Source organism: Hydrogenophaga intermedia (assembly GCF_023715105.1).
Lineage (GTDB): Bacteria > Pseudomonadota > Gammaproteobacteria > Burkholderiales > Burkholderiaceae_C > Hydrogenophaga > Hydrogenophaga intermedia_A.
Genome location: NZ_JAMBNO010000042.1, coordinates 1 through 14,073, shown reverse-complemented (window position 1 = coordinate 14,073; position 14,073 = coordinate 1). Strand labels below are relative to the sequence as shown.

Genomic DNA, 14,073 nt, shown 5'->3' with positions numbered 1-14,073 from the left:
CGCTTCGCCGAGCTGCATCGCCAGCGCGCTGGCGATGCAGCTCTACCCACATCAACCCAGACACCCATCGAGTAATCTTGAATCCGGACTTCCACTTCTGATTGGTACGTCTACAGGGGGCAGGTCATCTGCATCCTTTGCGAAAAAGATATAGGGATACCGAACGCTTTTCTTGCATGTCGACCACACTGTGCAAGTCTTGCGTCGGCTCCTGGCCATCAGAACAATTCTCGTCAAGCGACTCACTCCAGCGTCCAGAAAACGTGTCTATGCGTCCTTGACTGAAGCCAGAACGCCCCGCGAGCTCAGCCAAGAGCGCGCAGGACTGCCTTACTGATGTGGCTGTGGCTCATTCCCAGTTTGAGCGCAACTTTTCAACGCTAGAAGATGGGTGGATGCAAGTAGGTCACTGGCCCGCTGTCACGTTTCGTCGTGACGGACACCTGGAGGTCCTGCCCTAAGCGGCTCAAATCAGCGCGAAAAAGTGCCACACGCTCATTTCAAGGCAGCCCACGAGTCCACAAGGTCGAGCGGCTGGTCGAGACGCTCTTCCATTAGATGTCTACAAGCCGCCGCTCTGCTGCGAACTGCGGAGCTAGGTGCTTGGCTGAATGCGGCTGGTGCCCAGAATGGACGTAGTCACCAACCCATCGCTTTCCCGCGGTAGTGCGCTCGCCGCCTGCAACGTCACCGCAGGTGAAAGCGTCGCCACAGGGAAAGCGATCAACTCGGCTAAAGAATTTCGATCGTCGATAGCTTGGCAAGCATCTCGATCTGTGCGTCGAGCACTGCGGGGGTTGAAACCACCTGGATCGCAGTCTGGTTCCGAGCAAGTGCCTATTTCAACACTTGAGCAATTTCGCGGACGCAATGCGTTATCAATCGGACTGTGGGTATTCCGGACGACCGTGAACGGTGATTCCGGCAGATCGTGAACACCGATTCCGATTTATCGTGAACAGGGATTCCGGGCGATCGTGAACGTTTTGGGGCAGTGACCGGAATCCCCGTTCACGACGCCGGAATGCTTGTTCACGATGCCGGAATCAGGTCTTGCAGCGTGTGACGTTGCGCATATTTCCCCAACCCACGCGGGTAGCCTCGACAGCTTTGCTGGAGTGGGCATGCCCGACACCCGAAGGATCAATATGCGCAAGATACGGGACGTGCTGCGTCTCAAACTTGAAGCCCAGCTCACCCACGAGCAAACCGCTGCTGCTCTGGATATCTCCAAAGGCGTCATCACCAAGTACCTCACCCTGGCCACAGGCGCTGGTTTGGATTGGCCGCAAATCCAGGCCCTCGATGACACCGCCCTGCACAACCGTTTGCTGGGGACACCTCAGCGAGCCAGTGGCTTTGTGCAGCCCGACTACGGCCGTATCCACCAGGAGTTGCGCCGCAAGGGCATGACGCTGATGCTGCTGTGGGAGGAGCACAGCACCCGCCACCCCGGCCAGAGCACCCACCGCTACTCGCAGTTCTGCGAGAACTACCGGGGGTACGCCAAGAGCCTCAAGCGCTCGATGCGCCAGATCCACCGCGCCGGCGAGAAGCTGTTCATCGACTACGCCGGGCCCACGCTGGAGCTGATTGATGGCAGCCGTGCCCACATCTTCGTGGCGGCCCTGGGCGCCTCCAGCTACACCTATGCCTGCGCCACCCCGCGCGAGACCATGGCCGACTGGCTGGGGGCCACGGCCCTGGCCCTGCGCTTCTTTGGTGGTGTGCCACAGCTCATCGTGCCCGACAACCCCAAGGCCATGATCGCCAATGCCGACCGCTACGAGCCCCGCGCCAACGAGACCGTGCTGGACTTCGCCCGGCACTACGGCACCTCCGTGCTCCCCGCACGCCCCTACCACCCGCAGGACAAGGGCAAGGTCGAGTCCGCTGTGCAGGTGGTCGAGCGCTGGGTCCTGATGCGCTTGCGGCATCAACAATTCGCCACGGTGGACGAAGTCAACGAGGCGATTGAACCCTTGCTCGAGCAGCTCAATGCCAAGGCGTTTCAGAAGCTGCCGGGTAGCCGTGCCACTGCCTTTGCGCAGTTGGATGCCCCGGCGTTGAAGCCGCTACCGGCGCAAGGCTGGGAGCTGGCGGTCTACAAGACGGTGCGGGTTCACATCGACCAGCACATCGAGTTTGAAGGCCACCGCTACAGCGTGCCCCAGGCATTGGTGGGCCAGACGCTGGAGGCCCGCGTCACAGCACGCACGGTGGAGTTGCTGCACCGGGGCCAGCGTGTGGCCTCTCACCTGCGCTGTGCCCACAAGGGCGGCTTCACCACGGTGGCAGAGCACCTGTCGGCGGCCCACCGGGCGCACCTGGAGTGGACGCCAGAGCGCTTGATTCACTGGGGCAGCAGCATCGGCGTGGCCACCGGCGCCTTGGTCACGCGCCTGCTGGAAACACGCAAGCACCCCGAGCACGGCTACCGGGCCTGTCTGGGTCTGCTGGCTCTGGCCAAGCGCTTTGGCAAGCCGCGGCTGGAAGCGGCCTGCGTGGTGGCGCTGGACCTGGGCACCACCAACAGCACGCATGTGCGCGAGATCCTGATCAACGGGCGCGACCAGGTACAGCCCAGCACCGCGCTTGAGTGGACCAGCCCGGCACATGCTCATGTGCGCGGCCCCGGCTACTACCAATGATCAACGAAGCCACGTCAATGACGCCCCCCAATCGACAACAGGAACTCCCATGATGATGAACACGACGATTGAACAACTGCGCGAGCTGCGCCTGCCGGGTATGGCCACCGGGCTGCAAGAACAACTCAGCCAGGCCGCCATGACGGCCCTGAGCTTTGAGGAGCGCCTGAGCCTGCTGGTGGAGCGTGAGGTGCACTGGCGCAACGACAAGCGCCAGACCCGCTTGCTCAAGGATGCCAAGCTGAAGTACAGCCAAGCCAGCATTGAGGACCTGAACACCAGCGCCGGGCGCGGCCTGGAGCGCAAGGCGGTGATGAGTCTGGCGCTGGGCAACTGGATTGCCAGCGGCCACAGCGTGTTGATCACTGGCGCCACCGGAGTGGGCAAGTCCTGGCTGGCATGCGCGCTGGCGCAATACGCCTGCCGTCGGGGCCATTCTGCGTTCTACCAGCGCGTGCCACGGCTGGGTGAAGAGCTGCGCATTCGCCACGGCAACGGCACGTTTGGCAAGTGGTTGCTGCAACTGGCCAAGACAGATGTGCTGCTCTTGGACGATTGGGGTATGGCGGGCATCGACAGCCAGACCCGTGCCGACCTGCTGGAAATCATTGATGACCGGGCAGCCAACAAGGCCACCATCATTACCAGCCAATTGCCCATCGACCATTGGCATGCATGGATCGGAGACGCCACCATCGCCGACGCCATGCTGGACCGACTGATGCAGCGCCATCACCGTTTCACCCTGACGGGCGACTCTCTGCGCTGAGCCTTCCCAATCAGGCAATCAAGAAGCCAAATTCAGAGCCATCGTGAACAGCCGCCTACAATTTGCATGCGCAATCTCGCACGCTGCGGCACCGTTCACGATCGACCGGAATCAGTGTTCACGATCTCCGGAATACGCAGGACTGTAGAGAAATTGCCTGCGATGATTCCTACCGACACTTGCTTCACTTGATCAAAGAAGAGCAAATGACGCATGAGCTTCAAAGACAGATGCTGGTACACGTTGCGCTGCTGCAGATGCGATTCGACCGAGTCGCTACCGGTATCGGATCAGGGCGTCTGCTGGAGCGGCGCAGACTGGGATACGGGCGCGCCATTTTCTCGTTTCGAGACCGAATGGACCGGCGGCGGCCAGATGGAGCCCGAACTAGCAAGAGCTACGTGCCGTGATTGCGGAGACCGCGCTGAGGTCGTGCAGTGCTACCCGTTGTAATCGCAGGTCAAGTTTCTTGGGCGGCCCGCAACGATATGGCGCATAGGAGTACCGCGCCCCCGGCCTCGAGTTCCTCGAGCAGCTCACGCCAACATGCCTTGAACGAGTCGCTCCCGCTGAAATGCCACCGAGAGCGGGAGGAAGGAAGCCGCAATACTTGACTCTGGTGTACCCCCAGTGTTGACCCGCCCTCGTGCGTCAGTCTTCCTCCAGCCCATGGCTTATAGATAGTGCCTTCAAAGAGACTCAACTGACTGGTTAGGGCGCCAGTATCCGGCTGGGCGTCCTGAGGCCGAGAACCTCCCATGTCGCTGCCGGCGCTCGAGGATCCCCAAATAGAGACAGCCCTCTCCTTGGCCAACGCCTGTGAAGTCGTCAGAGCAACGTCTAGCTCTCTTGTTTGCAGCGGGTCCTCAATCGTGACGGTCCGTTGTCAGGGACGCCTAGCGTCGGGGGGTAAGCGGCCAGTCATCCCACGTTGACGGGGACGACCGACTCTGTCAGCAGCAGAGGTGCGAGGTCAAACTGCCGGCTTCCAACGGTGCGGCAGGAATTCGTCGATACGGTGGTTCGGGTGTTCTAGCAGGCGCTTGAGCACGTCGCGCAAGTAGGCCCAGGGCTCATGCCCGTTCAGCCGCGCCGACTGCACCAGACTCATGACCATCGCCGCGCGCTGACCAGCCAGCTCGCTGCCGGCGAACAGCCAAGCTTTTCTTCCCATCGCCCATGGGCGCATCAGGTTCTCGATGTGGTTGTTGTCAATGGCCACGTTGCCATCTTGCAGGAAGCGCCCCAGCGCGTCCCACCGTCGCAAGCTGTAGTCGATAGCCGCGGCGATGCCGCCGCCATCGGGCACCTGGCCACGCTGTCGCCTCAGCCAGACGTGCAACTCATTCCACAGTGGCACGCTGCGCTCTCGCCGCGCGAGCAGGCGCTGGGCACTGTCGGCATCTGCCACCTCCTGCTCGATGCGGTACAGCCAGGCGATGCGCTGCAGCGCCTGGGCCGCCACAGGGCTGGCTCCGGCCTTGGCCAACTCATCAAACTTACGCCGCGCGTGAGCCAGACAGCCCGCTTCGATGCGAGCGTGTAGCTTGAGCAGCGCGCCGTAGCCGGCGTAGTCGTCGCAGGTCAGTGTTCCTGACCAGCGCCCAAGAAACTCGATCGGGTAGCGTCCCGCCCGCCCCGCAGCGAAGTTGTAGACGACGGCGGGTATCGGATCGAATGCCCCTCGCGCATAGGCCCACACATAGGCCTTGCGCGTCTTGCCCGCCCCAGGATCGAGCAGGGCCACCGGCGTCTCATCGGCATGCAGCACCCGCGCACTCAGCACGAACACACGCAGCGCCTCGTACAGCGGTGTCAGCGCTGCACCCCCGGCACCCGCCCAGCTGGCCAGCGTGGAGCGCGGCGTGTGCACGCCCGAGCGTGCGTTGATCTGCTCCTGGCGGTAGTACGGCACGTGGTCCACGAAGCGCGATACCAGCGTGTGCGCCACCAAGCCTGCGGTGGGCAGACCCTTGTCCACCACCTGCGGGGCGACGGGCTCCTGCACCAATGTCTGGCAGCACCGGCAGGCCCACTTGCCGCGCACGTGACGGTGCACGATGAACTCAGCCGGAACGATGTCCAGCCGTTCACTCACGTCCTCACCGACGCGCTGCATCGGTTGGCCGCAGCCGCAAGTGGTGTCTGCAGGGTCGTGGCGGTGCTCAATGCGGCGCAAGTGCTCGGGCAGTTTCTGGCGGCGTGGCGCGCGGGCGGGTGTCTGGGCAGCTGGTGTGGTGGCCTCGCCTTGCAGAGCCAGCAGCTGCGCCTGCAAGTCGGCCTCGTCCTCGGCTGCGGTGTCCTCGAACATCTGGCGCTGGGTGGCGTCCAGGCGCTCGGTGCGGGCACCGAACTTCCAGGCCTTCAGGCGCGCCAGCTCAAAGGTGATCTTCTCCAGCTTGGCATCCTTGAACTGGATCTCGCGCTCATAGCGCTGGGCGCGTTGCTCGTGCTGCTGCAACTGCGCGCCCTGAGTGGCCAGCTCGGTGAGCATGCGGGTGGCCAACTCGGCCACGGCTGCAGGCTCCATCGCCTGCAGCATCCGGGGGTCGAGCGTCTTGAGGTCCACCATCAAGACTGGAGTGTGCACAGCCCGGTGGCTACACGCATCGGGGCATGTGCCGATTGCCCTGCATGAAGCAGATGGCGCTATGTGTGTGGGCTATACGTTGGTGATCCGCTGCATCTGCTCAAGGCGCTGCCAGGGCAGGCCCAGCACCAGGGCATCAAACTGCTGACGGCTCAGCGTCAAGGGCGCCAACGAGCCGGCCGCTGGCCACTGAAAGCGCCCCTGGTTCAGGCGCCGCGCGGCGCACCAGACACCGAAGCCGTCATGCACCAGCAGCTTGATGCGCGTGCCTCGCGCGTTTGCGAACAGGTAGCCGTGGTGCGCCTGCGCAGCGCCGAAGACCTGCACCACCGCAGCGAGCAGTCGGTCGGCGCCGGCGCGCATGTCAACGGGTTCGGTGGCCAGCCACACTGCGTCGATGCGGATCACTTGAGCAGCTCCCGCAGCCAGATGGCGCAGTCTGCAGCCGCTGCCTGCGGCCAACTCACACTGACCTGCAGGGCCCCGCGGCGCACCTCAATGCGAATGTCACCCGCGCCCACATTCGCTGGCGCCGCGCTGGCCGCCACAGCCTGTGGCATCGACAGTGCAATGAACTGTTGCTGAGCTTCACGGGTGACGGAGGTGGCCGCCATCGCTGCGCCACCGGCAGGCTTGAACCCGCGGCCACGGCGCCATTGGCGCACCAGATTGGCGTTCAGGCCAAACGCCAGAGCAACCCCGGCAACCGACGCGCCAAGCTCGTTGCAGGCCGCCAAGACCTCACGCTTGAACTGCGCGCTGTGACGGCGCCGAGGGAGCTTGCGATGTTCGTTCATTTGCTGTCCATCTAACTTTGATGGACAGCAATCGTGCGCAGTTGGTGCAGGAACTCAAGGTGGTATGCCCAGACGCTTACGTCGGGGGCAGCGGTTTGCAGGAAAAAACAAGAAGGGCGTCAGTGGCAATGCGCTCCTGGTGTTGCTGCTCAAGTTGCAAGCCAAGAATGATCAGAGGCCCAATTGACTTCAAAGTATCCCAGTCAACTTTGTCTAGTGCCTTCAAGACTGCCGCATCAATGTGCTCGCGATACCGATGCACTTCCGACAAGCTCGGACGAGTGAGCAATCTGCGTTGGGCCTCCGGATGCCGTCGCCCCAACGATTCGTAATAGGACTTGAAGAAGAGCAAGTAGGAGGGGTCGAACGGAACGCATGATGTATACGGCATGAGCACCACAGCCTCGAAGAATCGGGTGGTGTGCGCCAAATGCCACTTTGTCGGGTTTGCTTCCGGCTCGGACTGCGCACCTTGGTCTTCCGTGCTGAGGGAGGTCGCTAGAGCCAGGCTGACAGCACGCACATTCACAAAGTACTTCGCAAGGGCCACGCGGTCGGTCGCACAGGGTACTAGAAAGTCTGCGGAACGCAGCGCGCAAGGCAAATTGCTGGTCATGAGTAGTGTTCGCGTTTCCTGCACCTGCAGTGCCTGTGCTTGTTCCAAGCACCGCAGTGGGCCCTCGTACCCACCGCGCCTGGCCAACGAGATTGCGCCTCCAAAGGTGTATCACAGCGGCGGCGGAAACTTCGGCAAGGCATTCAGTGCCGTCCCATCAACGTTCTCGCCGCATTCTGAGCGCCACTCGCTAAGCAGATATTCAAGCTGGACCTCGCCATACTCCTTAGCCAAAGCGATCAGCGAATCGACATTGGCGTCGTTGACCTTCTCCCGGCCGCCGCCGCGTTTCAGTGATCTGAAGATGGCCTGGATATCCTCGCCTTCGGCGAGAGCTTGGGATTGGTTTTGTGGGCTGGGCATACTTTTCTCCAGAGACGTTGGCGCGATTAAGTTTCCGCGCGCCGTTCGGAATTTCGATCCCGCAGCTTCAAAACATGCAGCTGCATGCGTAGCGCCCAAACTCACTTCGAGCCAAATAAAGACCACTACAAATTTGGTAACAGCGAGCGCCTTGCTGCAAAAGAGCTCCCGGTTCACTTTACGATTGCTTCGGTGGTCCAGAGTCCCGAAAACGTTGCGACGCGTCGCTGGGATCTGGTGCAACCCGTACGGCGTGCATACGATGGACTGCTGCGCATAGCGTGAAGCCAGCTCCCGAAGACACGTACCTCGCTTTCCCGACCTGAAAAAGGAGCAAGCACATGGTCACCAAAGGCTTCACCGGCCGCGGCGTCGACCCAGAGACAGAAGAACGGCTGCCCCGGGGGCAGCACGTCACTCAGGGTTTCCCTGTGCTGTCGGCTACTGCAACACCAAAGATCGATTTAAACAATTGGAAGTTCCAGCTGAAAGAGGGCTTGCGGCCCATCGCCAGCTGGACATGGCTCGAATTCAATCAGCTCCCGCGTACGGTTTTTAACGGTGACATCCACTGCGTCACCTCTTGGTCGAAGTTCGACACCAGTTGGGAAGGGATTTCAATCGACGATATATTCGCCGCTGCGGGCGTGGGGCCACTCACTCCATTCGTCCTGGCCGAGTGCTACGGCGGCTACACCACCAACGTTCCAACCGCAGACTTGGTCGCCGGCAAGGCAATTGTCGCAACCATGTACGGGGGGCGCCCTCTTCCATCCCGGCACGGGGGCCCCGCACGACTGCTCGTTCCGCACCTGTATTTCTGGAAGAGTGCCAAATGGTGTAGCGGCCTGATGTTCACCAAGCGCGAAGAGGCGGGCTTCTGGGAGCGGCAGGGCTTTCACATGCGCGGCGATCCGTGGAAGGAACAACGGTTCTCCGATGATCTGTAGCTCCATGCTGACCGAGCTCGCCTGGGTGAAAATGAAGTTGCGCACTAAGCTGGTCTTGGAAAGCCCCATCGGCAACAACTTAGCAGGGCAGCATTTCAACGTTCGCCTAGGAGCCTATCCAGCCAGGCATTCGGCATAGGCCTAACGAGATCGTCGCAATCGCGCTTCTTGCGGGTACCGGATGGTGTCCGCAACGAGGTTTACTCAGCAAGTTCGGCTCTCGCTCTGGTCGTTGGTGTGAAACGCTGCATGCGGAACAATGCAAGACGGGGGTAGCGCTTGGCCTCGGTATTCCCGAGGGTCCATGCCATATGCCTTTCGAAACGCGCGGATGAATCCGCTGTTGTTTGCGTATCCGGCAGCCTGACCAATCTGCCCAATAGGAACGCCCGTAACTCGAAGCTGCTGGGCTGCTTGGCGCATACGCAAATCTCTGAGCACACTCATTGGTGTTCGGCCAACTAACTCAAAAAAGCGGGCCATGAAGGTTGATCGGCTCAGACACGCGGTCCTCGCTAGGCTATCCACCGTATGTTCGGCCCCAGGCCTCGCCGTCATTTCGGCGAAGGCCTTGGAGATCCGATGGTCCCTCAGAATCGCAAAACGCTCGACCCAGGGGTTAGGCGAGATCAACGAACGACGCAGAAGCAACACCAACGTCTGCTTCATAAGTAGTGAGGTCATGGCGACGCTGCCGGGCTCTTTCCCCTTCAGCTCGACGAGCGCATGGCTCAACTTGGCTGGCAAGTCGTCGCCTTCAGAAAAGCGTTCCACAATTGGCGTAGATAGGCCGCCAAACATGTCAACAACGTCACCAAATGCGGCGTGGAAATGGCCACACAGGACGCGCACGCTTCCTGCCAGCATGGCCCGGTCTTCTCTGGCCGGTCGACATTGAAGATGTTCCCTGCTGACAGGCGGTACCACGACAAGGGTATGTTGAGCAATCGCTATCGACAGGCCATGTGAGGTTGTGATGGACCCACTTCCGCACATGCCGTAATACAGGTGAGTCATACCGTCATTCCCTGGCTCGAACCGTCGCTCGCCTTTCAATGTGCACTCTTCAAGTGTGACCTGACGCACTTCGAGCGTACCGACGAGGGTATCCAAATCGGCCGGTGAAATGCGCAAGATTGGGCTATCGGCCTTGGACACGGAGAAGCTAAGTTCCCCAATCTCGGTGCTCATCTGATCAGGCTGGGTGATGTCGTTGCTTTGCGCCACAGCATCTCCTTGCACGCGGCTCGGTCCGAAAGTTCTTCTCCCTGGCTTTCTCCACCTCGAACCAAGCTTTTGAGCCTGCCCGCGGCGGCGGCTTCCCGGCGGAAGGATCGCATGCGGCTCTGCTTCCCGCGGGCGTCGTGCGAGAACCCGTAAACAAACAGTCAAATCCACCCACCGCCATGGTTGCTGTCACGTAAATAGCGCCATCCAAAATACAAGCCTCCGTATGCAAGTCCCTAACGCCCTTTTACAGAAGGCATTAGCTCTCGGGGACAGGTAAGGCTGACCACCCGAGTTCCAGCACGGGATGTCGCTGGCGCCGGACGCTTCCGGCCGCTTCATCGGATGCTCCCAGATTCCTTATGCCTCGAACATCCATGACCAAGACATAGATGCTATTCACCCGCTGCATGGGCGAGGGAGCTAACCTCCCCCGCCTCCACATACCTGCCGCGTATCGAAGGACGTGCATCCGCGGAGCAGAATGTTCTTAGGCACTCTGCATCCTCTTTCGGTCCAAGCGTCCTGTAAGTGTGTCCAGGCGTCCAAAACCTTGCACCCGCGTCGCACCATCGTTCCGTTTTGATGAAGCTCCCGTAGCATGCGAGCCTTATGTACAGCTTGTCAGGCCGCCATTGAATGGTGGAAAAGAAGCGCGACACGTGCGCTAGACGACAGATACCCCCACCCGCCACGAAGTCGCACCAAGAGTCCTCATCACTAAGAGAAGGCCGTTTCTTGGAATTCGTCATCCAGTCGCTCATTGATCACGCCATGATCGTCGTGTTCTTGAACGTGTTCGCGTCGCAGCTAGGGCTTCCACTGCCAATGATCCCCTTGCTGATGGTCATGGCGGCTCGCAGTGTGGCCGGTGATGTCGCCGTCGGCCTCCTTTTCGGCGTTGCGTTCGGCGCCTGCCTGATCGCAGACCTCATCTGCTACGCCGCTGGACGGCGCTATGGAAGCCATGTCTTGCACACCGCGTGCCGGCTATCCTTGTCACCAGACTCTTGCGTAAGTCAAACTCAGTCGCTCTTTGCGCGCTGGGGGATGTGGACGTTGGTTGTGGCGAAGTTCATTCCCGGACTAGGTCTCTTCGCCACAGCACTTTCAGGGCAAAGCCGCGTACCGCTGCAGAAGTTCGTGTTGCTCGACGCGCTTGGTATCGCCTTGTACATCGGCACAATTATTTGGCTGGGCCGCGCCTTCCATTCAACGATTGACACCCTACTCAGCACGCTCGCAAGTTATGGCAGGGCCGGTCTAGCGACTGTTTTCATCGCGCTACTCCTATTTTTTGCGATACGCCTCGCTCGTAGGCACTTGCTGATTCGGGCATTGCGCATGACGCGAATCTCAGTCCCGGATTTCAAGCGATTGCGCGAGAGTGACGCACCTTACGTGATCTACGACGTGCGGGCAGCCGCTAGCCGCGAGCGTGACGGTGCCATTCCCGGCGCGCTGCCTTGGTCGTTAGATGGCGTCTGGCGCCCGGAGGCCCCGTCGTCGCAAGACACTCAGGTCATCGTCTACTGCGACTGTCCCTCCGAATACTCTGCTGCAAAGGTAGCGCTCCACTTGCAACGAGCCGGCTTCACCCGTGTCCGCCCCTTGCATGGCGGCATTGAAGCTTGGATTGCAGCAGGCCACCAGGTAGAGCGTTCAACTTTTGTCTCTGATTGGGCAAAGCCCCCGCCGCCCCTGGACAATCCATCGAACACGAGATGCATCTAGAAGCCCTGCCGCCCAGCCATACGCCTGACCTCGGCGTTTCAGCGCGCCACACTGGCTGCCGCCACGATGGGATCACCACCGAACCATGGCTGGTGCGGAAAAGCAGAGAGTTCTTGATGATGGGCGCGCCGCTGCTACGAGACCATGGCGCAGGCAAGGAACTTTGCCGCGTTCAATCACGCGCAAAACTTTTGAGAAGTGCTGATCTATTAGATCAAGACTTCAAAACAAAGGGCGCAATCAAGGTAGGCAGCGGGCCTACCGCCACGCCGCTCGACCATCGATCGGGCTTCTTCATCAAATTTGGAGGATAGGATGAGCTTCGCTGAACAACAAGCACCCGAGCTTCGGGTGCAGAGATGGATTGGCTCGGATGGAGCAAGCGGACTCGCTCCGCTCAATCTGTCTGGTTTGGGGACCGGACCAAAGATTTTGTTCACCTTCCAGCACTGGTGCCCCGGTTGCCATTCGCATGGGTTTCCGACGCTGCAAAGATTGCATGGAGCATTGAGCTCCAAGGGTGTAGGTTTCGCAGTGATCCAGACTGTTTTCGAAGGAGCGCATGAGAACACCTTTGAAAAATTGCGCGTGAATCAGCTCAGGTATGAACTTCCTGTCGCTTTCGGTCATGACGAGCCACCGGTCGGCGCAACGCTGCCCACCTTCATGGAAGACTACCGTACACGAGGAACGCCTTGGTTCACGGTTATCGACGCCGGCGGCCGCATCGTGTTCTCTGACTTCCATCTTGACGCGGACCTGCTTGTGAAGGAACTTGAGAATTCGTAACCAATGCGGCGTTCGCCCGAGCACCAACCGTCACACCGGGCTAGGAAATGAGCCGCGCAATCGATACCGTAAGGACAGCGTGTAAACGTGGGCTCGTTCTCGCACCAGTGGGGGCGTTGCTGCTGAGCGTCGCCTCGCTGCTGTTGGGCAATGGCTTGCTGGGCACGCTCTTGATCGTGAGAGCTGGCCACGAGGGCTTCTCGAGCGGTGCGATCAGCGCGATGATGTCTTTCTACTTCGTGGGGTTCACAGCAGGCGCGCTCGTATTGCCGCGGATCATCGTTTCTGTTGGCCATGTCAGAACCTTCGCTGGATTTGCGGCCATCGCTTCGATGATGACCCTTCTCCATGTGGCCTTCGTAGAGCCGATAGCTTGGATGCCGCTTCGCTTGGCTACCGGCTTCGCCTATGCAGGCATGATGCTCGCAACGGAGAGTTGGCTCAATGCGCACGCAGTGCAATCCACGCGCGGGCAACTCCTGTCGATCTTCGGTGTGGTTTCAATGGGCTCATGGGCAGTGGGGCAAGCGCTCCTCAACATTGCGGCGCCCGCCAGCGTCACTTTGTTCATCGTCGTGTCGCTGTTGATATCTGCTGCGGTGGTTCCGATTACTTTGCTTCCAAACCATCCACCTGCCGAGGCGGAACAGGAATCGGTCGCGCTCAAGGACGTGATCCTCGTTTCACCGCTAGCTGCGGTTGGCGTTTTCTTGGCCGGTCTGGCTATCGGCGGTTTCTGGGGCATGGGCCCGAACTTCGCCCAGAGAATCGGACTTGATGTGAGCGGAATATCCGCCTTCATGGCTGCGGTGCTGGGAGGAACACTTGCATTGCAATGGCCACTCGGCTGGCTTTCGGATCGAGTGTCTCGAAACATTGCCATTGCCGGTGCAGCCTTGGCGTCTGCAGCAGCTGCAATCTGCGTAGCGTTAGCAGTTCAGGCTCCTCTGCCAATGCTCCTTGTCGCGGGTGCGCTCTTCGGCGGCTTTGGGATCCCGATCTATTCGTTGTGTCTGGCCGCCGCGAACGACGACCTACCGGCCGGTCGGCGACTCGGCACTGCCCGAGGGCTCCTTCTGCTCAATGGGATCGGGACAGCCGCTGGACCCCTTATTGGGGGAACTGCGATGAATATCATCGGCCCTGGTGGCCTATTCCTTTGTGCGGCTGCGTTGCTCGCTTCCCTAGCGGTTCTGGCCATCGCACGCGGACATCCAAAGCGCCCGCTCGAGGTAAAGGCCAACCGTTGTCCGAGCACGCCGATGATCACGGGATCTCTCGATTCAATGATACGAATCCAAGAGGAGTCTCAGGGTGCTCGGCACTAGCGCGGCGACTGATGCGAAGGTGGAGGCGCACTACGCAACGTCACATGCAATGCACCCAAGTGGCCCGTCAACGGCCCGTCCGTCAGTCCCCCATCGATGCGTCGTATGAATGCCTCCATCTGGTCCGCCAGGGTAAGCGTCGCCTCAACACCCTCTTGACGAGGATGACAGCGGATAGTCAAACGTCCAGGACGTGGCGCAGCAGGGCGAAGCCGACGCGCCAATGGGTGCCATCGCCGGGGTCGATGGTGGCGGTGCG

The 14,073-nt window shown here is 60.6% G+C and carries 13 protein-coding genes; 7 read left to right on the top strand and 6 right to left on the bottom strand.

Annotated elements, in window-relative coordinates; translation table 11 throughout:
* Positions 1-1,124: 1,124 nt before the first annotated feature.
* Positions 1,125-2,651, top strand: a complete 1,527-nt coding sequence (gene istA, locus M3149_RS21840; RefSeq protein ID WP_251711483.1) for an IS21 family transposase — start codon at positions 1,125-1,127, stop codon at positions 2,649-2,651.
* A 49-nt stretch (positions 2,652-2,700) separates the two neighbouring features.
* Positions 2,701-3,420 carry an IS21-like element helper ATPase IstB gene (gene istB, locus M3149_RS21835; RefSeq protein WP_251711482.1) on the top strand — a complete coding sequence of 240 codons (720 nt, stop codon included), beginning with the start codon at positions 2,701-2,703 and terminating at the stop codon, positions 3,418-3,420.
* A gap of 973 nt (positions 3,421-4,393) precedes the next feature.
* On the opposite strand, the gene tnpC is transcribed toward istB, so the two are convergent.
* The 5 genes from tnpC to M3149_RS21810 form a co-directional block, all read right to left on the bottom strand.
* Positions 4,394-5,962, bottom strand: a complete 1,569-nt coding sequence (tnpC, locus tag M3149_RS21830; RefSeq protein WP_435370775.1) for an IS66 family transposase — start codon at positions 5,960-5,962, stop codon at positions 4,394-4,396.
* A gap of 120 nt (positions 5,963-6,082) precedes the next feature.
* Positions 6,083-6,418 carry an IS66 family insertion sequence element accessory protein TnpB gene (tnpB, locus tag M3149_RS21825; RefSeq protein WP_251711480.1) on the bottom strand — a complete coding sequence of 112 codons (336 nt, stop codon included), beginning with the start codon at positions 6,416-6,418 and terminating at the stop codon, positions 6,083-6,085.
* Complete coding sequence (gene tnpA, locus M3149_RS21820; RefSeq protein WP_251711479.1) at positions 6,415-6,807, bottom strand: IS66-like element accessory protein TnpA; 393 nt, start codon at positions 6,805-6,807, stop codon at positions 6,415-6,417. Before tnpA ends, tnpB begins: the two co-directional genes overlap by 4 nt.
* Before the next feature lie 76 nt (positions 6,808-6,883).
* Positions 6,884-7,423 (bottom strand): DinB family protein, encoded by a 540-nt coding sequence (locus M3149_RS21815; RefSeq protein WP_251711478.1) that lies wholly within the window; start codon positions 7,421-7,423, stop codon positions 6,884-6,886.
* Between the two features lie 111 nt (positions 7,424-7,534).
* On the bottom strand, positions 7,535-7,963 hold the full coding sequence (locus M3149_RS21810; protein WP_251711477.1) for a hypothetical protein: 429 nt from the start codon (positions 7,961-7,963) through the stop codon (positions 7,535-7,537).
* A 164-nt stretch (positions 7,964-8,127) separates the two neighbouring features.
* On the opposite strand from M3149_RS21810, the gene M3149_RS21805 reads away from it, so the two are divergent.
* On the top strand, positions 8,128-8,736 hold the full coding sequence (locus M3149_RS21805; protein WP_251711476.1) for a sulfite oxidase-like oxidoreductase: 609 nt from the start codon (positions 8,128-8,130) through the stop codon (positions 8,734-8,736).
* 204 nt (positions 8,737-8,940) lie between these two features.
* On the opposite strand, the gene M3149_RS23230 is transcribed toward M3149_RS21805, so the two are convergent.
* Entirely contained in the window at positions 8,941-9,963 is a 1,023-nt protein-coding gene (locus M3149_RS23230; RefSeq protein ID WP_251711475.1) for a helix-turn-helix transcriptional regulator, read from the bottom strand.
* Between the two features lie 738 nt (positions 9,964-10,701).
* Between M3149_RS23230 and M3149_RS21795 the strand changes: the two genes are divergently transcribed.
* From M3149_RS21795 to M3149_RS21780, 4 genes are all read left to right on the top strand, one after another.
* Positions 10,702-11,697, top strand: coding sequence for a VTT domain-containing protein (locus tag M3149_RS21795; protein WP_251711474.1), 996 nt, complete (start codon positions 10,702-10,704; stop codon positions 11,695-11,697).
* A complete protein-coding gene (locus M3149_RS21790; protein ID WP_251711473.1) occupies positions 11,688-12,011 on the top strand; it encodes a hypothetical protein in 324 nt (107 codons plus the stop codon). Before M3149_RS21795 ends, M3149_RS21790 begins: the two co-directional genes overlap by 10 nt.
* A gap of 1 nt (position 12,012) precedes the next feature.
* On the top strand, positions 12,013-12,486 hold the full coding sequence (locus tag M3149_RS21785; RefSeq protein WP_251711472.1) for a TlpA family protein disulfide reductase: 474 nt from the start codon (positions 12,013-12,015) through the stop codon (positions 12,484-12,486).
* Positions 12,487-12,602: 116 nt separating this feature from the next.
* Positions 12,603-13,814, top strand: a complete 1,212-nt coding sequence (locus M3149_RS21780) for an MFS transporter (RefSeq protein ID WP_285887439.1) — start codon at positions 12,603-12,605, stop codon at positions 13,812-13,814.
* Positions 13,815-14,073 lie beyond the last annotated feature (259 nt).